Source organism: Nannocystis pusilla (assembly GCF_020073745.1).
GTDB lineage: Bacteria > Myxococcota_A > Polyangia > Nannocystales > Nannocystaceae > Nannocystis > Nannocystis radixulma.
This window is the reverse complement of the sequence record NZ_JAIRAU010000028.1, coordinates 49,579-69,153: the sequence shown is the minus strand read 5'-3', so window position 1 is coordinate 69,153 and position 19,575 is coordinate 49,579. Positions and strand designations below refer to the sequence as shown.

Sequence of the window (19,575 nt, the reverse complement as noted above, 5' to 3'; positions counted from 1 at the left end):
CCTGCCGCGAGGACACTGCCGATCATTCGCGGCTCGAAGCCCACCGCCCCGGCTACCGCGGCACACTGCCGACATTGCCCGGCGTTGTCCGCGCCGCCTCCGCTTTCGAAGACAGCGCTGCGGGCGGCGGCGAGGACGCGAGCCGTCGTCGCGGTGCCTACAATCCTCGACGGGGGCGTCGGAGCATTGCCAGGCCGGTCGCGGCGGACCGGCGCCGGCGTGATGGCCGCGGCCGCTGGCGCGCTTCGGCGCATGCACGGCGGCGAGCGCTGCGGGCGCGGGGGGCCGCCGGCCTGTCGGTCCCGCTCTCGAAGACGTGGTTGGGGCGCGGCGCGGACGAATGATGACACCCGGCGCTCAGCGCTCGCCCGTAGGACCGCCGAGGACCGGCATCGGCTCGCACACGCCGATGCAGCCGAAGTCGTCGTGGGCGGGGTCGCAGTCGTCGTACGGGTCGTCGACGCAGATCTGTCCGTTCGGGCAGCCGAACCCGAGGCCCCCGCCGCAGTGGACCAGCGGCGGCGGCTGGCAGATGCCCAGGCAGTCGGCGCCGCCGTTCGCGGGGTCGCAGTCGTCGCCGGGGTCGTCGAGGCAGAGCTGTCCGCCGGGACAGGCGAAGCCGGCGATCCCGCCGCACGGGACGGGGTCGCTCGGCTGGCAATGGCCGGGACAATCGTCGCCGTCCTCGAAGTCGCAGTCGTCGCCCCCGTCGTCGACGCAGACCAGCCCTTCGGGGCATTGCAGGTCGTAAGGCCCCTGGCAGGGGATGAATTCAGGGAGCTCGGACTTTCGCAGGTCGACCGGATCTTGATCGCAGGCGAGGCAGGCGGCAAGCGTGAGTGCGATCCAGGCGAGGGTTGAGTGCGCGGTACGCATGCCCGTTCCCTGACCTTTCGCGCCCGGGAGGTCACGCGAAAAAATCACCCCAGTGACGACATGACGCGTCCGATCGCCGCGAGAGCGCGAGGAACGGCGCTCGCGGAATTGGCAGGTGGCGCGATATCGATCGAATGCCCTGCGCACAATCGCGGCAGCGCAGACGACGCGCGCGGCGTTCGATGCACATGCAGCGAGCGCGAGCAGCCCGCCGAGGTCGCTCTCGCCGGCGCGGCGCGGGCCGCGTCCACGCGACGGCCGGCGCCGGGCTCGCCGATCGCGGTCCATGCATTCGCCACAGTCCGCCGTCGAGGCGGCTCGGTCACAGGCCGCGGTCGACGGGGGCCCGCGCCGCCGCGATCGCCCGGCGCCGCGGATCGACGTCCGATCCATCGTCATGGTCCGCCGGCGGCGCGCGGTCCCAGGCCGCCAGCCGCGCCGAGGCGGCGACCGGACGGACGGCCGCGGGCCCGCCGATTCGCGCCGAGCGGACGGCCGCACCCGCGCGCGTGATTGCACCGAGTCGACAGTCCGCGCGGCGACTCGGGCCGATCATGATCCGCGACCGACCCGGGCGACGTCGGCCAGTGCGAGAAGCCTCGAACGCCCCGCGGCGAGCCGCCCGGCGGGGTCCGCCTGCCGTGATAGGTTGTCGCGTCGCGGCCCGGTGCGCTCGTTGTTCGCCCGCAATACGGCCCGCGAGAGGACGATACATGGCAAAGAACGAAGCTGAGACGATCCTGAACCTGGTCAACCTCTACGCCCTGGCGATCGACACGCTGCAGTGGGACCTGTTCGACGAGGTGTTCACCGACGACGTGATCGCCGACTACGGCGAGGGCGCGGTGTGGACCGGCCTCGCCACGTTCAAGCAGGTGTTCGCGGTCATCCACGCGGTCTACAGCGGGACGCAGCACACGATGACGAACACGGTGTGGGAATTCCGGGGCAACGAGGGGTTCGCGGTCACCTACGGGCATTTCCGCCTCATCAAACCCGGCACGCCCGGCGGCGACTTCTGGGAGGGCCAGGGCTACTACGACGACCGGCTGGTCAAGGTCCACGGGAAATGGTGGATCCAGCACCGGATCAGCCGGATCACCTGGGCCGGCGGCAACCCGGTGGTGCTGCAGACGACGCCCGGCCAGGAGGTCGTGGTCCCGATCACGTCGCTGCATCAGGTCGCCGCGGCCGGGGACCTGCGCTTCTTGCACGAGCGCCACCCCGACGCCTGATCGCCGCCGGCTCGCTGAAATGTCTCCAACAGACATGTCGACGCGGCTGCCGGCGCGCGTGTGCACGAGGACGGTTTGGCGGCCCGCGCTGTGGCCGTCGGGCGGGACGTCCGCTCCGGCTGTCGCGATGGATATGCTCTGAAGGACATCTCATTGCGACGCCGGCGCTCGGCGCACGTCCTGAAGCCCACGCTGTGATTGTCGGGCGAAGCATCGGCTCCGGCTGTCTCGACGGACATGCTCTGAATGAAATCTCATTGCGACACCGGCGCTCCGCGCACCTGGGGCCGGCGCTGCGGCCGTAGGGCGGAGCATTCGCTCCTACTGTCTCGAAGGACATGCTCTGAAGGACATGTCATTGCGGCCGCCGGCGCTCCGCGCACCTGGGGCCCGCGCTGCGGCCGTAAAGCGGGGCATTCGTTCCGGCAGTCTCGTCAGACATGCTCTGAAGGACATGAAATTGCCGCTGCCGGCGCTCCGCACACGTCCTGAAGCCGCGCTGCGGCCGTCGGGCGGGGCATCGGCTCCGGCTGTCTCGAAGGACATGCTCGAAAAAAACATCTCCCCGAGGCGGCCGCCGATCCGCGCTCGCCGACGCTGGCGCACGACCTCGGCCGCGGGCCCGTGTGACTTCGCCCGCGCTGCGGCGGCGCCGCCCGGCGAATTCCAGCAATTGACCGGGCGCCCGTCGACACTGATCCTCCGGCCGATGAGTGGCGAGTACGACAGCCTGGACGCCACCCTGGCCGTGCCCGGGCAGGCGAGATCGGCGCAGTCCGGGCAGTTCGACCTGGCGGCGGCGGCTCCGCCGGCCGCGGGCACGTCGCTCGACAAGCAGCTCGTGAAGCAGGCGCTGTTCCCCCGTCGCGCCGGACCGCTGCGGATCGGCCGCTTCACCATGCTGGGCCAGGTCGGCAAGGGGGCCATGGGGGTGGTCTACGCCTGCTACGACGACCTGCTCGACCGCAAGGTCGCGGTCAAGCTGCTGAACCACGCCGCGGGCGGCGCTCCGGGAGACGCGCAGGTCCGGCTGCTGCGCGAGGCCCAGGCGCTGGCCCGCCTCGATCACCCCAACGTGGTCGCGGTCCACGACGTGGGGACCTTCGAGGAGCGGGTCTACCTGGCGATGGAATTCGTCGAGGGCCAGACCCTCGGCGCCTGGCTGGCCGCGGCGCCGCGCTCGTGGCGGGAGATCCTCGGGGTCCTGCTGGCGGCCGGCGAGGGCCTGGCCGCGGCGCACGCCAAGGGCCTGGTCCATCGCGACATCAAGCCGGACAACATCATGGTCGGCGTCGACGGGCGCGTGCGGCTGATGGACTTCGGGCTCGCGCGCGCCGAGGGCCCGACGCTGCGGCCGGCCGCGGTCCCGCGCGGGGCCGGGATGTCGTCGGTGGCGCTCACGCGGACCGGGGCCGTGATGGGCACGCCGGCCTTCATGGCGCCGGAGCAGTTCCTCGGCGAGGGCGGCGACGCCCGCTCCGACCAGTTCGCCCTGTGCGCGACCGCCTGGGAGGCGCTGTTCGGCCAGCGGCCGTTCGCGGGCGACGACCTGACGACGCTGATGGCCAGCGTCACCGCCGGCGTCCTGACCCCGCCGCCGCGCAACAAGGTCCCGCCGTGGCTGCGCCGGGTGCTCGAACGCGGGCTGGCGCGCGACCCCGCCGCCCGCTTCCCCGACCTGCGGGCCCTGCTGCGGGCGTTGCGGGCCGATCCCACGCCGCGCCGCCGGGCCCTCGCCGCCGTCGCCGGTCTGTTGGCCGTCACGCTCGCCGGGGCCGGCGCGTGGGAGGTCGCGGAGCGGCGCACGATCGCCGCCTGCGAGGCCGAGGCCGCGGCGGTCCGCGCCGACTGGAACGAGGCGGCGCGAGCGGGGCTCGAGCAGGCGTTCCTCGCCACCGGCGCGCCCCATGCGGCGACGATCTTCGCCCGCACCGCGCCGTGGTTCGACCGCTGGGCCGCCGGGTGGCAGGACGTGGCCGGCACCGCCTGCCGCGCGCACCGGATCGACGGCGGCTGGGACGGCGAGCTGTACGCCCGCGCCGTCGACTGCCTGGCCGAGGCGCGCGGCAACTTCGCGGCGCTCGTCGGCGAGCTGGCGCGGGCCGACGCGAAGGCGCTCCCCGAGGCCACGCGGGCCGCCGCCGCGCTCGCGCCGGCCGAGGCCTGCGTCGATCCGGCGCACCTGCGCGAGCGACCGCTGATGCGCTCCGTGGAGCGCGGCCGGATCGCCGCGGTGCGCCAGGGCCTGGCCCGGGCCGCGTCGCTCGCCGCCGCCGGCCGCTACGCCGAGGGCCTGCCGGTCGCGCGCGAGGCCCTGTACGCCGCCACGGCCCTCGGCTGGCCGCCCCTCGTCGCCCAGGCCGAGCTCCGCGTCGCCGCGCTGGCCGAGCAGACGGGGGTCTACGAGGCCGCCGAGGCCGGCTTGCGGCGGGCCCTCGCCGCGGCCCGCGAGGCCCGCTCCGCCCGCCTGGCGCTCCAGGCCAGCACCGATCTGGTGTACGTCGTCGGCTACCGCTCCGCCCGCCACGCCGAGGGCAAGGTGTGGGCCGAGTCGGCTCGGACCCAGCTGGCGCTGCTCGCGGGCGCCCACCCGCTCGAGCAGGCCGACCTCGACAGCCACCTCGCCGGCGTCCACTACGTCGCCGGCGAGGTCGGCGAGGCCGCCCGGCTGTACGCCCGCGTCCTCGCGGCCCGCGAGGCGGGCCTCGGCGAGGGCCACCCGCGCGTCGCCGACAGCCTCAACAACCTCGCGAGCGTGCGCTTCGCCGCCGGCGCCATGGACGATGCCGCCGGCCTCTACGCCCGCTCGCTGGCGATCTACGAGCAGGTGTTCGGCGAATCGCACCCGCAGGTGGCCGCCAGCCTCAACAACCTCGCCCTGGTCCACGAGGCCGTCGGCGCCTACGACGAGGCGGTCACGGTCCTCACCCGCGCCCTCGCGCTGCGCGAGGCCGGCCTCGGCGCGGATCACCCGCTCGTCGCCACCACCCTCTGCAACCTCGCGCTCGTGCGCGAGGCCGCCGGCGACTACGACGAGGCCACGCGGCTGTTCCTGCGCGCCCTGGCGATCCAGGAGAAGGCCCTCGGCGCCGACCACCCGCAGGTCGCCGACACGCTGCACAACCTCGCGACCGTCCGCTTCGACACCGGCGATCACGCCGAGTCGGGCCGGCTCCTCGGCCGCGCGCTCGCCATCTACGAGCACAAGTTCGGCGAGAATCACCCGTTTACCGCCAGCAGCATCTCCGGCCTCGGCCTCGTCGCCCACGCCACCGGCCGGCACGACGAGGCGCTGCGGCTGTTCGCCCGCGCCCTGGCGATCCAGGAGCGCGTCCTCGGCCCGGACCACCCCAACCTCGCGCACCCGCTGATCGGCTCCGGCGACGCCCTGCTCGCGCTCGGCCGCGCCGCCGAGGCCCTCGGCCCGCTGGCCCGCGCCCTGGCCCTCCGCGAGGCGGCGCAGGTCCAGCCCGAGGAGCTCGCCGAGGCCCGCTTCGCCCTGGCCCGGGCGCTGTGGGACGCCGACCGCGCCCGCGCCCGCGTCCTCGCCGAGCAGGCCGGCGAGACGTACGCGGCGCTCGCCGCGACCGTCGCGGCGGCGAGCCGGGTCCGCGAGTGGCTGGCGCAGCACCCGGCGGGGTGACGCGTGCGTCGCCCGCCGGTGAATGCTCATGACCGCCGATCGGTGCGGCAATCGCGGCTCGCGTCCGTTATCACGATACATGTCTCTTGAGACATGTGTGTGTATTCGGAGTCGCGCCTCGCGGGCGGCGTTCGTCTCAGTGGGGGACGCACTCCATCCCGTCGGCGACGCGGGCGCGGCCGACGAGCCCGCCGGCGCCGACGACGATCGCCTGGTCGCCGATCGCGGCGACGGCGAACAACGGGCGCCTGGCCGCGTCATCGAGCACGTTGGCCCCTTCCTGCCACAGCGGCTCGCCGTGCCTCAGCGAGCCGTCGTCGCGGACCATCCACTGGCCGTCGCGCGACATCCCGGTGACGGCGGCGTCGTCGAACAGCGACTCGTCGAAGAACTCGCCGTTGACGAGGATGAACAGCGCGCCGCCGGCCCCGGCGAGCGCCCAGTCGCTGCCGCTGCCGGTCACGGCGGCGTAGTCGGCGGTGCTGCCGGGCACCGACGTCCAGGTGCGTCCGTCGTCGCTGATGACGACCGTGCCGGCGAGCCCGACCGCGATGAACGAATGGTAGGCCCACGGGTCGATGGCGACGGCCCGGAGGGCGCCGGGCTCGGGCGGCGCGGCCCCGGGGGTGGCCCAGGTCGCGCCGACGTCGAGGCTGACGAGCAGCGTGTCGTCGCCGACGGCGACGCACGTGCCGTCCTTGCGGCAGCGCACGGCTGCCAGCCCGGCGGTGACGCCGGCGTCGACGGCCGCCCAGGTGACGCCGGCGTCGGCCGAGCGCAGGATCGTGCCGCCGTCGCCGACCGCGAGCGCGACCCCCGACCCGGTGACCTCGACCCCGCGCAGCGCCGCCTCGGTGCCGCTCGTCTGCGCCGTCCAGGCGCTGTCGAACCGCCGCAGGATCGTGCCGGACTCGCCGACCGCGAGCGCGACCTCCTTCGCCGCGGCGACGGCGAACAGGTCGACGTCGACCGGGCTCTCCTCGAGGCTCAGCTCGAGCGGGTAGTAGTACAGATCGCAGCGCGAACAGGCGGTCGACCCCGGCAGGGCCGCCGCCGCGCCCGACGCGAGCGCGAGCGTGAGGGTGGCGGTCGAACGGAGCGGGGAGCGGGGGGAGGGCTGCATCGTCGTGTCTCGCCGGGGGCTCGGGTGGGGAGCCGCACCCGCGTGGAGTAACTTGTATCCATGTCGCGAATTGCCCGGGCGGGCAAAAAGCGGCGGGGTGATGGCCGGCCGTCGTCGCGTCGCGCCGAGCGGGCGCGGCGGAGTACGTGCAATGATCGCGGCGTACGAACTCGCGCTCGTCGCCTTCGAGCACCACCCCGGTGGTCCCGGCGCAGTGAGGCGCGAGGGGCCGGAGGCACGACGGGTCGCGGGCTACTGCGCCTGCGCGAGCGTGAAGGTCTGGCCGTCCTTGACGATGACGTCGGTGCGGCCGTCGCCGTCGAAGTCGGCCGCGGCGACGAGGTCGCCGGCGCCGACGAAGCACGGCTCGAAGCCCGGGCCGGTGCTGCGATAGAGGACGACCGCGCCGTCGCCGTCGGCGAGGAGGTCGGTGAGGCCGTCGGCGTCGACGTCGAGCGCCTCGCGGACCCACCGGTCGACCGGCACGTCGAACGCCTCGCGCGCGTCGAAGGCCGCGTCGCCGAGGCCGCGGTGGCGGTCGAAGTGGGGCATTTGATGAAAGCCCTGGGTGACGATGTCGATCACGCCGTCGCCGTCGAAGTCGCCGGCCGCGAGCACCGACGGGTCCCCCGCGTCGGCCTGACCGACGTCGGGGAGCGCGACGTAGCCGTCGCCCTCGCGCAGGTGCACGGCGATCGGCGGGGTGCCGAGGACCGCGTTGCAGTCGCCGATGACCGCGAAGTCGAGGTCGCCGTCGCCGTCGAAGTCGGCCCAGTCGCTGCCGGTCGCGTAGCACGCGGACACCGGCAGCTGATGCGCCTCGGTCAGCGTGCCGGCGTCGGCGAGCAGCACGCGGACCGGGTCGGAGTGGCGGCCGCCGAAGCTCACGTCGCTGTCGCCGTCGCCGTCGACGTCGGCGACGCGGAGCGTGTAGAAGAGCGCGTCCAGCGGGATCGACTGCGGCGCGCCGAGCTCGGCCCCGAGGTTGAGCTGCAGCTGGATCTGCTCGGCGATCGAGAAGTCGTAGTGCAGCAGGTCGAGGCGGCCGTCGCCGTCGAAGTCGCCGGTCGCCATCTTGCCGCCGTTGGAGATGTCGTGCACGTCCCCGGCGGTGAAGGCGACGCCGCTGCCGGTGTTGATGCGCAGCTGCGCGTTCCCGCCGTCGGGCTTGACCGCCAGGTCGACGGCGCCGTCGCCGTCGAAGTCGCCGGCGACGAACGCCTGGCCGGCGAGGCCGCGGATCGGCAGGTCGGCGAATCCACACAGCGGGAGGCCGTCAGGGCCGGCGGTGGTGCTGTCCTCCGTGGTGCTCGAATCGGCGGTGTCCGACGCGCCGGTGGTCGAGGTGCTCGTCGCGGGGCTCGTCGTGTCGGTGCCGGTGATGACGGGGCCGGTGGTCGGGTCGGTGTCGCTCGCGGACGAGGTCGTGCTCGTCGTCGTCGTCGCCGGCGAGTCGGTCGTCGGGTCGGTGTCTCCGCCCGGACCCGGGCCACACGCGCCGGCGAGGACACACCAGGAGAGCCGAAGGATGCCGTGGAGTCGCTGCATGTCGTGTCTCTCGGGGCGCGTCCCCGTGGGAAGCCAGGGTATCAGATGTCACGCGGCTTGACGGCCGCCGCCGGTCGCGGAAATTGTCCGACGCGGACGAGGAGAGATCGGTGAGCGACGACGAGGTCACGAGAGTACAGGCGCTGCGCCTGGCCGGGCGGCACGAGGAGCACCGCGCGGCCGCGTGCGCGCTGGTCGCGGCGACACCGGCCGACGTCGCGGCCCAGCTCGAGGCGGCGTACGGCCTCGACCGGGCCGGCGAGGAGCAGCGCGCGATCGTCCATTACGAGGCTGCCCGCCGCCTCGGGGTGCCGGCGAGCGAGCGCCGGCCCTTCACGGTCGGCCTCGGCTCGACCCTGCGAAACGTCGGCCGCCACGCCGATGCGATCGCGGTGTTCGCCGAGGCGGTCGCGCAGGACCCGGATTATCCGCCCTTCGCGGCCTTCCTCGCCCTGGCCCTCGACGCCGCCGGTCGTTCGCACGAGGCGCTCGCGGCCTTGCTCGGTTGTACGCTCGCGGTCGCGCGGCCGGACGCGTTCGACGGGTACGAGCGCGCGTTGACCGGGTATCAGCGCGAGATGGTCCGACGCTGAGGTCCTCGACGCGAGCGGCCGCTCCGACGCGGTCCCGTGAATGTGTGGATATTTATCCCGACGCCGGCCGCTCGACCTGCGGCCGCCGCGTCGGGCTGTTCTTGTCGCGGAGCGCCTCGATGCGCCAGGTGAACTCCTCGACCAGCCGCTCCGACGCGCCCTCGTGCGAGAACACGACCTGGCCCTCGCGGTCGAGGAACAGCGTCGTCGGCAGGGTGTTGTAGCCGTTGTCCGTCGCCCAGCGCGCGCCGAGCAGCACCTCGAGGTCGAACTCGTGCTCGGCCAGCCACGCCGCGAGCTCGTCGGTGCGCGGCTCGGCGTTGATCGTCAGGATGGCGACGTCGGGGTCCTTCGCGTACGCGTCGGCGAGCTGCTGCAGCGCCGGCATCTCGCTCACGCACGGGGTGCACCACGTCGTCCACAGGTTGAGAACCGCGACGCGGCCGCGCAGCGCCTCGCTGCGCAGCTCCTCGTCGCCGAGGCGCGGCAGCGAGAACGGCGGCAGCGGCTTCGGCTCGGCGAGCGCGGTCGCCAGCACCTGCGCGCGCCGCTGGGCCCGGGCGCCGTCCTCGAGGCGAGCGCGGTGGCGGGCGTAGCCGCGTTCGCTGCCGTGCTGGCGGCGGTAGAGCCCGCGCAGCGCCTCCTCGCACGACTTCTCGCCGCGCCACAGGGCGAGGCCCTCGACCAGCAGCAGCTCGGCGTCCGCGATCCGCCCCTCGGCCTCGGCGAAGGCGGCCAGCCGCACCATCGCGTCCGGTGATTTCTTCGTCAGCGCCTGGACCCGCGCGAACGGCTCGCGGGCCTCGTCGCGCCGGCCCTGCGCGAGCAGCACGGAGCCCAGCGCGCTGCTCAGCTGGCCCTCGAACCAGTTCGCGTTCTCGTCGACGATCTCCTGCGGGAACCCCTGCGCCCGGTCCTCGCGCAGCATCGCCTCGGCCTGCGTCATCGTCCGCCGGAGGACCGCCTCGGCCTCGCGCTTGTACGGGGTGCGCTCGGCGAGCGCGAGCGCCGCGTCGGCCAGGATGTGGAAGTTGCGCTGCTCGACCTCGACCCAGGCCTGCACCGTCGACAGCAGCAGCTCCGGCGCGGCCTTCGGGTCGTCCTTCAGCAGGAAGTACCGCTCCATGTACAGCTCGGCGCGCAGGGGCGGCAGCGTCGGCGGTCGCTCGCGCAGCAGCGTGTCGATCCGCTCCGCCAGCAGCGCGTCGGCGGCGGGGTCGGGCGTGTTCTTCGTCTGGCGTTCGTGGCGTGCCCGCGTCAGCCGGTAAATCTGCTCGTTTCGGAGTCTCTCCGCAGTGCGGCTGTCGGGGAAGCGCTCGAGGAGCTCGGCCTCGTACTTCGCGTGCAGCTCGGGCGCGAGCGTCTCGTACACGTCCGCTGCCGCCTTCAACGCCCCCGGCGAGTCCGGGCGCGCGCGCAGCAGCGACGCCACCGCGGCGTCGAGCGTCGCCCGCCGCGCCTCCGGCCCGCGCCGGCTCGCCTGCAGCAGCGCCTCCCACGACGGCGACGGATCGGCGTCGTCGTCGCGCTCGCGCACCAGGGGAGCCTCGACCGCGGTCGCCTTGCCGTCGCCGGTCGCGGCCGGATCGCTCGCCTGCAGCAGCGCCTCCCACAGCTGGGTGTGGAGCGCCGTCGCGTGCGGCGAATGCTCGAGCGCGCGGACCAGCAACGGGCCCGCCTGGTCGGCGCGGCGGCGGTTCATCAGCCACACCGCCGCGGCGTAGTCGGCGTCGACGTTGGTCGGGTCGGCGGCCCGGGTCTTCGCGGCCAGCTCGAGCACCTGCGCCTCGGTCGCCTCCGACGACTGGATCAGGAACGCCAGCTCGAGCGCCAGCAGATCGGGGGTCGCGCCGCCGCGCTCGCCGAAGAATTGCAACGTCTCGACGCGCGGCGCGTGGACGATCAGCGCCCGGCCGAGCTGCCACACCGCGTCGGGGTGCTCGTCGAGGGCCGCCATCGCCGCCCGCGCCGCCGGGATGGCCTCCTGCTTGCCGCGCGACGGGTGGTCGAGCAGCGCGCCGGCGCGGGCGAACAGGGCCCACGGGTCATCTGGCCGTTCGGCCAGCATCGCCTCCGCCTGCGCGAGCGCGTCGCCTCCCGCGCGGGCGTCGCACAGGATGGTCCACGCCTGGAGCCGCGCGCTGTCGGGGTATTTCGCCCGCAGGGCCGCCCCGTCCTGCGCGCACCCCGACCAATCGCGGCCCAGGTAGCCGCGGCGCACCTGCTTGACCGCGGCCGTTTCGGCCGGATCTTCCGCGGCGGCCGGCGCCTGCGCGCGGGCGAGGATCACGGGTCCGCCGCGGCGCTCGCAGCCGGCGGCGGCGCTGAGGAGCAGGGCCAGGCCTGCGGTCCAAATCAGAGGGCGAGGGGAGGGTCGTCGAGAGCGGTGCGGGCTGGACATGTCTACTCGTCGCGCCGGCCGAACGCGCCACGAGCCGATCGGGCCTGCGCCGGACGACTTTCGTGCATGGGGGGTCCGGCGGCCATCGGGCCGAACCTGAACGCTGGCGCGTCGGCTGGTCGGGCCTCATGTCTTTTTCAACATGTCCTGAAGGGCGTATCGCGGGATCGCGACTGTCGCATCATCCGCTTGGGGGCGCGAATGATGCGAGTCGAATTCGTGACGCGGCCTCAGCGGCCGAGCTCGGCGGCGCGAGCCTCGGCGCGCTCCCACGTGCGGATGTAGCCCTCTGCCGAGCGGAACAGCGGCTCGAGGTCGGCCTCGTCGACGGCGTCGCGGCGGGCGTCCTCGATCAGCTCGGGCAGCAGGCCGATGTGGGTGAGGCCCTCGGTGTTGAAGTCGAGCTGGCGGTTGCCGACGACCGGCTGGGTGAATTCGATGTCGCCGCCGAAGGACGAGAAGGGGTAGGTGACGGGGTCGGTCTGCGGGGTCGGGCAGGCGCCGTCGCCGAAGCGCGGGCGGCGGGCGCCGGCGAAGCCGTTGAGGTCGAAGCCGAAGCCCTCGGCCGGGTAGCCGCCGTTGTCCATGATGAGCTGGATCTTGTCCTTGAAGCCCTGCACCGTGGAGCCGGGCACGTCGGTGCGGCAGTGGGGGAAGCCGGTGGCCGAGGTGCCGCCGAGCTCGTAGATCAGGCCGTTGTTGTTGCGCCCGTGGCTGCCGACGGCCGGGTAGTCGGCCTCCTGCAGCATCTCGTAGGCGCGCACGTAGGACCACTGCGGCAGGTGGTCGACCTCGATGAGCATGCCGCGCGCCATCATCTGCCGGATCATGTGCTCGCCGAGCGCGGTGAGGGTGGCGTTCTGGCAGTAGGCGCCCTCGAGCGCGGGCTCGAGGATCTGGCCGAGGTACATGGTGGTGGTGGTGAGCGGGGCGGTCGGGAACTTGCTGTTGTCGTTCGGCGGGGCGGAGTCGTAGACGTCGCGCGGCATGTTGAGGCCGCCGAAGTTGACGTTGCCGCTGTCGAACCCGCCCACCTGCGGGTCCGGGCAGTCGAGCGTGAAGTTGGACCAGTGGCCGCTGTTGGCGAAGTTGCCGAGCTCGATGAAGGCGCGGTCGCCGTCGCCGGGCGAGAACTTGTTGTCGTACTTGTGGACCGGGAAGAGCGCCCGCACGCCGAGGTCGTAGTAATGGTCGAGCTGGGCCTCGACATAGGCCTCGTCGCAGGTCGGGTCGCCGGCGCCCGGGGTGAGCTTGCAGTCGAACAGGTTGGAGGTCTCGATGCCGAGGACCACCGCCAGCTTGCCGCCGGCGATCACCTCGCGCGCCTCGGCCGGGGTGTGCACGACGCGGAACCAGCCGAGCCCCGGCCCGCCCGACTGCGCGTCGATGTAGCGCTCCATGGCGTAGGTCTCGTCGATGATGCGGTCGACCGCGGTCATGTCGTCGCAGCCGTAGCGGCTGTTCTGGATGCCCTCGCCGATCATGAAGTCGCAGATGATCGCGTTGGTCGTGGCGTGCTGGACGACCAGGCGCAGGCCGGCGAGGTAGGCCCGCTGCAGCCACACCCAGTACTGGGTCTGATGCGTCGAGCGCCGCGGGCCGTCGGGCCACTCGGTGAACTCGGGCCAGCCGGCGGTGGCGTGGTTGTCCTCGCTCAATTGCTTGGCGACGAGGTCGGGCAGGAGGCTGGCGAGGTCGGCCTCCTCGTTGCCGGAGGCGTCGAAGATGTAGCCGAAGAAGTCCTTGCGCCCCATCTCGCCGTGGGAGATCGAGCAGTCGGGCAGGGCGTGCGCGACGCCGAGGCGGTGGTAGGCGCCGCCGTGGAACAGGCCGCCGCCGCCGAACGCGTAGTTCGAGTGGATGTGCGAGTGGGTGTCGACGATGCCGTAGAGATCGCCGTCGTCGAACATGGTGCGGGTGACCTGGCCGGCGGCGTCGAGGGTGAGCTCGGGGGGCGAGGTGCAGCCCTCGGCCGGCTCGAAGGTGACGGGCACGCCCTCGGCCGCGAGCGCGTCGCTGCCGAGCAACTGGTCGTTCCGCCGGTTGCGCAGCTGGTACTGCGACCAGTCGACCACCGAGGTCTCGAGCGTCCACTCGGCGCCCGAGACGTAGGTGTCGTCGATCAGCGTGACGTCCGAGACGAGCGTGGTCTGGCGCACCAGCGGGCCGTCCTCGGCGACGAGATAGCCGCCGTCCTGGTCGTAGAGGAGGTAGGTGCCGAGGTCGGCGGCCTTCATGAAGAAGCGCGCGGCCCCGGCCTTGTCGGCGCCGAACGAGAACGCGTCGCCGCCGGCGGCGAGATAGACGTCGCCGCTGCGCAGCGAGTAGCAGCCGTTGGCGAAGCTGTAGGTGTCGAGCGTCGGCGGCTCGCCGGTGGTCCCGGTGGGCTCGTCGCCGGTGCTCGTCGTCGGCACGGTGCCCGCGGTGTCGGTGGTCGTCACGCCGCTCTCGCTGGTCGTATCCTGCGTGCCGCTCTCGGTGCCGGCGGCAGGATCGGAGGGGCAACCAGTGAGAGCAGCGAGGGTCAAGGGAACGAAGCAGGCTATCCGCACGGTCGTCGACTATATCCGACGGCGGCCAGACAGGGTGAGCGCCGGTCGCTGCAGCCCGTGAGGTCGGATCATGCGGCCGGGCACGCAGACCGAGGTGCGCCCGGCACTGTTGCCATTCGACTCTCTTCGTCCGGTAAGGGGATGGACGAGGGCGTGGAGCGCCGATCGTCGCGGGGGATGAAGGCGCGTTCAGGCCAGTGGGCGCGCAGACGACATCGAGGGGTCGCCAGCGCGCACGGGTCGCGAACGACGGAACTGCGAGTCGCCGCAGGCACGGGGCAGATCTCGCAGCCCGCCGCGGTAGCATGTCGCGGACCCAGTGGGCTCTGGCCCCCCTTCGTCCACCGGGGCTGGATCGGAGGATCGCGGAGGTCGCAGGTCGGCCGCGCGGTGGCGTAAGATCGCGAGGTGCGTGATCGTCAGCGCCCGACCGCGGAGCCGCGCGAGCATGTCGACATTGGCCGGCCGGTGATGCTGCGGCGAATCACGGCCGTCGCCGCAGTCGTGCTGGCGTCCGCGGGGGCGGGTTGCGCCGACACGAGCGAGTGCCGGGTGGTCGAGACGAGGACCCTCGCCGACGCGGAGAAGTCGCCGCAGGGCACGAGCGCGTCGGAGGTGCTGGGGCTGGCGATGGCGCACACGGGCGCGTTCACCTGGGACCTGACGCCCGACGGGCAGAACCCGACGAACGGCGACCCCGGGGCGATGCTGATGGTGGCGGTGGCGGTCGAGCGCGCGGCGGGGGAGGTCCGCCACGTCGTCACCGAGCAGGTCGGGAGCACCGAACAGGCCAGCGCCTGCGGAGCGAGCCTGTACGTGCCGGTTCGCCTGTCGATCACGACCAGCGACGCGGCGCTGCAGGACGAGTTCGCCGGCGACCTCGTGTTCGGCGCGGAGCGGCCGGGTGTGCCGTGGATCCGCGTGCCCTTCGCGTTCGAGGAGTTGCGCGGCGGGCTCCGGCCGACCCGGGCGGGTTCATCGGGCGAGGTGTACGCCGAGTTCGGCGCCGCGCCGCGCGGCTGGATCGCGGTGCTTCACGAGGCCCGCGCGGACGAGTCGGCGGGCGAGGCGTGGTCGATGGCCGGCCACTGGGGCGACGTGCCGGTCGACGGGTGATGTCGGCGGCTGTCTGCGAGGACATGTCGCCAGAGACATCGATCGGACAGCGCGCGGCAGGCCAGCGCGTCCTGCCCGGGCGGCGGGTCGCGGATGTCCGGCTTGCCCGGGGGCGGATCGATCTTCGGCGGGGTCCTGGGCGGCGGATCGATCTCCGGCGGTCGCTCCGGCGCGGGCGGCTCGATCTTCGGCGGCGGCTCGGGCCGCGGATCTTCGACCGGTGGTTTCGGCTGCGGATCTTCGATCGGCGGTCGAGGGGTGTTCGCACTCCTGACGGGCGACCAGGCGTCTCGATGCATACAGGCGGTGTGCGACATGAATCCGGTATGATCGATGTCGTCGGGCGGGCCATCGGCGCGGTGGGCGAGCTTTCGGGGGCGTCTTCCAGGTCGGGTGAGGAGGACCGGTCTCGGCGGCAGAGGGGTCACGGCTGCGTTCGGTCGCGGTTTGCGCCTTCTGCGCCGTGACGGCCGGTCCGCCGAATCATCGCAGTCTCGCAAGCGACATTGTCGCTTGACCGGTGATTCGGCCGGCCGGCCGCCGCGATCGCCGGTCGAGTGATATGCAGGACACGAGGCAAAGGAATGACGCCATGAATCACGCGACGACCCTGTTCTTCACCCTCGTGCTGGCGGTGGGGTGCGACACGCTGGTACCCGCCAAGGGCGGCGCGGTCGCGACGAAGACCGCCGGGGCGGCAGTGCGCGCCGACAAGTCGCCGGGCGAGACGCCGGCGGTCTCGGGGCAGGTCGGCAGCCTGTCCGAGTGCCTGAGCTCGTGCGACGGGTCGGCAGCCAGCCGGACCGACCGCACGACCTGCCGGCTCAACTGTGAGACGGCCTACGGCGCGGAGGCCCGTGGCAGCGCCGCCACGGCGCAGGCCGACGACGCGATCGCCCGCGCGGCGAGCTGCCTGAGCCGCTGTCAGGGGGCCGACGGCCCGACCGAGACGTGCCTGTCGGAGTGCAAGACGACGGCGAGCGGAGCCGCCTCGGCCCCGTCGAGCCAGGTGCTCGACGAGCTCGCGTCGTGCCTGCAGTCGTGCCACCTGCAGGAGGGGGTGCGCCCGACCGACCGGGCGACGTGCGAGCTCAACTGCGAGCAGGTGGCGCGCGTGGCCGCGACGCCGCCCCCGAGCAGCGCGCCGGGCTCGTGAGCGCGGCGCACTGTGATGAATGTCTGAAGGGACATGCTCTGAAGGTCTGGTGGCCTGATCTTCAGGGAGCACGGCGCGCGGGGTCCGGCAGGGCCGCACGCGCCGGGTGAGGCCGCGCGTCCTCTTGCCCGAGGATCTGCCGGCCGGCTCGCCCTGGCCGTGGCCGAAATTCATCGACCGCGTGCTGTTCGCCGGGGAGGTCGGCAGCGAGGGCTCCGGCGCCGGACGAATCCCCGTCACGCGCACCGACGACGCACTGCATCGCGTCGCCGTCGTCGAGCGCTCGCCGTGGGACGCGATGTGGCGCGAGTGGAGCGCGAACCCGCCGGTGCGGTTGCGATCCGGCTTGCACGGGGGCCGCAGGGCGGTCGGGCTGGCCCCGTGCTGCGATCGCAGGTCGGGGGGCGTCCGCGCGGGGAGGTTGCCGAGGAGCGATCCGCGGGCCGACCGACCCGGTTATCCTGTGGCCGGCAGCGAGCAATGCCCGGCGCGCCGCAGGACGACAAGACCCGCGTGGAGGCCCCGCCGCGGGACGACCGCGACAGCGACCTGCCGCGACGGATCGGTCGTTTTCACGTGCTGGGGCGGCTCGGCGCCGGGGCGCAGGGGCGCGTGCTGCTCGGCTACGACGCCGACCTGAACCGCCGGGTGGCGATCAAGCTGCTGCGCGGCAGCGGCGGGGCCGAGGAGCGCGACCGCATGCGGCGCGAGGCGCAGGCGCTCGCGCTGCTGTCGCACCCCAACGTCGTCCAGGTCTACGAGGTCGGCGAGTACGCGGACACCCTGTTCCTGGCGATGGAGTACGTGTCGGGCTCGACGCTGCACGCGTGGGTCAAGCAGCACGGGCTGCGCGAGATCGTCGGCGTGTACCTGCAGGCCGGGCGCGGGCTGGCGGCGGCCCACAGCGCGGGCCTGGTGCACCGCGACTTCAAGCCGCTCAACGCGATGATCGGCAAGGACGGCCGCGTGCGCGTGATGGACTTCGGGCTGGCCCGCGGCGAGCTGGCGACGCGCAGCCCGGAGGAGAACACGGTGATGCGGTCGGCGACGGCGGTGCTGTGGAGCGGCGTGACCGAGGCCGGCTCGCTGATGGGCACGCCGGCCTACATGGCGCCGGAGCACTGGAACGGCGAGGCCGTCGACGCGCGCACCGACCAGTTCGCGTTCTGCGTGGCGCTGTGGGAGGGGGTCTACGGCGAGCGGCCGTACGCCGGCAAGACCACCGAGGACTTTCGCGCGGCGATCCTCGGCAACCGCCGGCGCGAGCCGCCGGCGGGGGCGAAGGTGCCGTCGTGGCTGCGCCAGGTGCTCGAGCGCGGGATGAGCGGCGACCCGGCGCAGCGCTGGCCGTCGATGGCGGCGCTGCTGGCCGAGCTCGAGAGCGGGACGCCGCGCCGGCGGCGGCGCTTCGCCGCGGCGGCGCTGCTCGGGGTCGCGGGCGTGATCGCGGGCAGCCGGGTGTACGACGGCTGGCGCGCGCAGTGGCAGGCCGACGCGTGCCACGCGGCGGGGCAGGAGGTCGTGACGCAGTGGGAGGCGGCGCGGCCCGGGATCGAGGCCGCGTTCGTCGCCACCGACCCGGACGGCGGGGGGCGGACCTTCGCGCGCGCGACGGCGTTCGTCGAGCGCTTCGCCGCCGACTGGGCCGCGGCGCGCTCGAAGCTGTGCATGCTGCCGCACATCGACGCCCGCTGGACGCCGGAGCTGGTGGCGCGCGCCGACGAGTGCCTGGTGGAGACGCGCTCGTCGCTCGAGAGCACGCTGGGGCGCTTCGCCGCGATCGACGGGCGAGCGATCCAGCACGCGATCGTGGCCGCGTCGGCGCTGCCGCTGCCGGGGCCGTGCGTCGATCCGGCGTACCTCGCCCGTCAGCCGCCGCCGCCGGCCGACGAGCAGCTGCGCGCCGAGGTGCTGCGCATGCGCCAGGCGCTGCGACAGGTCCGCACGCTCGGCGCGACCGGGCGCTTCAAGGAGGGCCTGGCGGAGATCCGTCACCTGGTCGAAGAGGCAGATACGCTCGGCTGGCGTCCGCTCGCGGCGCTGGCCCGCTTCGACGCGGCCCGCTTCGCCGGGGACACCGGGGACCTCGAGCTGGCGCGGGTCTGGCTCGAGGAGGCGATGGTGCTGGCGGCGGAGACCGGCCAGGACGCGCTGCTCGCCGGCATCGTCACCAACCTGACCGACGTGGTCGGGGTCCGGCAGGCGCGCCACGAGGAGGGCGCGCGGTGGGGCAAGCTGGCGCAGGCGATGGTGGTCGCGCAGGGCGACGCCGAGTCGACCCGCGGGACCCCGACGCTCAACGTGCTCGCGCTGCTGAACCTCGACCGCGGCCAGCTCGACGAGGCCGAGCGGCTGCTGCAGAAGATGCTCGAGATCGACATGCGCGAGCTCGGGGCCGACGACCTGGCGATCGCCGGCACGCTCAACAACCTCGGCAACGTGTACTCGCGCCGCGACCGCCTCGACGACGCGCGCCTCAGCTACGAGCGCGCGCTGGCCACGTTCGAGCGGATCCTCGGCCCCGAGCACCCGGACGTGGCGCTCGCGCTCGGCAACCTGGCGCGCGTGTCCCTCAGCCGCGACGCCCTCGACGACGCCGAGCGCTACAGCCTGCGGGCGCTGGCGATCCGCGAGCAGACCGCCGGACCCGAGAGCGTCGAGGCGGCGTGGGCCCAGCAGGACCTCGGCAACGTGTACCTGGCCCGCGGCGAGGCGGCCAAGGCGCTCGAGCTGCTCGAGCGGGCGGCGGTCAGCACGGCCAAGGCGCTGGGCTCCGAGCACCCCGAGGTGGCGTTCGCGCTGCTCAGCCTCGGCGACCTGCACCTCGAGCGTCGCGACCTCGAGAAGGCCCAGCGCTTCTACACCCGCGCGCTCGGGATCCTCGAGGCCTCCCGCGGGCTCGACCACCTCGACAACGCCTGGGCCATCACCGGCCTCGGCGAGATCGCCCTGATCCGCGGCCGGGCCGCCGAGGCCACCCGCCGGTTCGAGCGCGCCGAGCAGCTGTTCGCCGCCAACGAACGCCCGCGCGACGCGGCCAAGGCCCGCTTCGCCCTGGCGCGCGCCCGCTGGCTCAAGAAGGCGACCCGCGCCGAGGCCCGCGCGCTCGCCCTCGCCGCCGCGGAGGAATTGACGGCGCTCGGCGCCGCGGCCGACCGGGCCCAGATCGACGCGTGGCTGGCCGAGACCGATTAATGTCTCTTCGGACATGTTCTGAAGTGCATGTTGTGATTCGATCACGAGGCCGCGATTCGCGGCGGGCGTGTCCGGGGTGAAGATGCCGCGGCGGCGCGTGGTGGCCATTCGTCGCACACGGGCGCGCGCTCGCCGGC

The 19,575-nt window shown here is 73.6% G+C and carries 11 protein-coding genes; 6 read left to right on the top strand and 5 right to left on the bottom strand.

The window, feature by feature from the left end:
• Positions 1–357: 357 nt before the first annotated feature.
• The gene (locus tag K7C98_RS21840; RefSeq protein ID WP_224193658.1) at positions 358–876 is read right to left on the bottom strand and encodes a hypothetical protein; all 519 of its coding nucleotides are present in this window, start codon (positions 874–876) and stop codon (positions 358–360) included.
• Positions 877–1,589: 713 nt separating this feature from the next.
• Between K7C98_RS21840 and K7C98_RS21835 the strand changes: the two genes are divergently transcribed.
• Both K7C98_RS21835 and K7C98_RS21830 read left to right on the top strand, forming a co-directional pair.
• On the top strand, positions 1,590–2,111 hold the full coding sequence (locus tag K7C98_RS21835) for a nuclear transport factor 2 family protein (protein WP_224193657.1): 522 nt from the start codon (positions 1,590–1,592) through the stop codon (positions 2,109–2,111).
• A 709-nt stretch (positions 2,112–2,820) separates the two neighbouring features.
• Complete coding sequence (locus K7C98_RS21830; protein ID WP_224193656.1) at positions 2,821–5,754, top strand: serine/threonine-protein kinase; 2,934 nt, start codon at positions 2,821–2,823, stop codon at positions 5,752–5,754.
• Between the two features lie 136 nt (positions 5,755–5,890).
• On the opposite strand, the gene K7C98_RS21825 is transcribed toward K7C98_RS21830, so the two are convergent.
• Entirely contained in the window at positions 5,891–6,877 is a 987-nt protein-coding gene (locus K7C98_RS21825) for a WD40/YVTN/BNR-like repeat-containing protein (RefSeq protein WP_224193655.1), read from the bottom strand.
• Positions 6,878–7,129: 252 nt separating this feature from the next.
• The gene (locus K7C98_RS21820) at positions 7,130–8,425 is read right to left on the bottom strand and encodes an FG-GAP repeat domain-containing protein (RefSeq protein WP_224193654.1); all 1,296 of its coding nucleotides are present in this window, start codon (positions 8,423–8,425) and stop codon (positions 7,130–7,132) included.
• 110 nt (positions 8,426–8,535) lie between these two features.
• Here K7C98_RS21820 and K7C98_RS21815 point away from each other — a divergent pair, with 110 nt between their 5' ends.
• Complete coding sequence (locus K7C98_RS21815; protein WP_224193653.1) at positions 8,536–9,018, top strand: tetratricopeptide repeat protein; 483 nt, start codon at positions 8,536–8,538, stop codon at positions 9,016–9,018.
• A gap of 52 nt (positions 9,019–9,070) precedes the next feature.
• On the opposite strand, the gene K7C98_RS44940 is transcribed toward K7C98_RS21815, so the two are convergent.
• Entirely contained in the window at positions 9,071–11,308 is a 2,238-nt protein-coding gene (locus tag K7C98_RS44940; RefSeq protein ID WP_224193652.1) for a redoxin domain-containing protein, read from the bottom strand.
• A 341-nt stretch (positions 11,309–11,649) separates the two neighbouring features.
• A complete protein-coding gene (locus tag K7C98_RS21805) occupies positions 11,650–13,947 on the bottom strand; it encodes a membrane dipeptidase (protein ID WP_224193651.1) in 2,298 nt (765 codons plus the stop codon).
• A 432-nt stretch (positions 13,948–14,379) separates the two neighbouring features.
• On the opposite strand from K7C98_RS21805, the gene K7C98_RS21800 reads away from it, so the two are divergent.
• The 3 genes from K7C98_RS21800 (at position 14,380) to K7C98_RS21790 (ending at position 19,438) form a co-directional block, all read left to right on the top strand.
• On the top strand, positions 14,380–15,087 hold the full coding sequence (locus K7C98_RS21800; RefSeq protein WP_224193650.1) for a hypothetical protein: 708 nt from the start codon (positions 14,380–14,382) through the stop codon (positions 15,085–15,087).
• Between the two features lie 592 nt (positions 15,088–15,679).
• A complete protein-coding gene (locus K7C98_RS21795; RefSeq protein ID WP_224193649.1) occupies positions 15,680–16,243 on the top strand; it encodes a hypothetical protein in 564 nt (187 codons plus the stop codon).
• A 480-nt stretch (positions 16,244–16,723) separates the two neighbouring features.
• Positions 16,724–19,438 carry a serine/threonine-protein kinase gene (locus tag K7C98_RS21790; protein ID WP_224193648.1) on the top strand — a complete coding sequence of 905 codons (2,715 nt, stop codon included), beginning with the start codon at positions 16,724–16,726 and terminating at the stop codon, positions 19,436–19,438.
• The last annotated feature ends 137 nt before the right edge of the window (positions 19,439–19,575 follow it).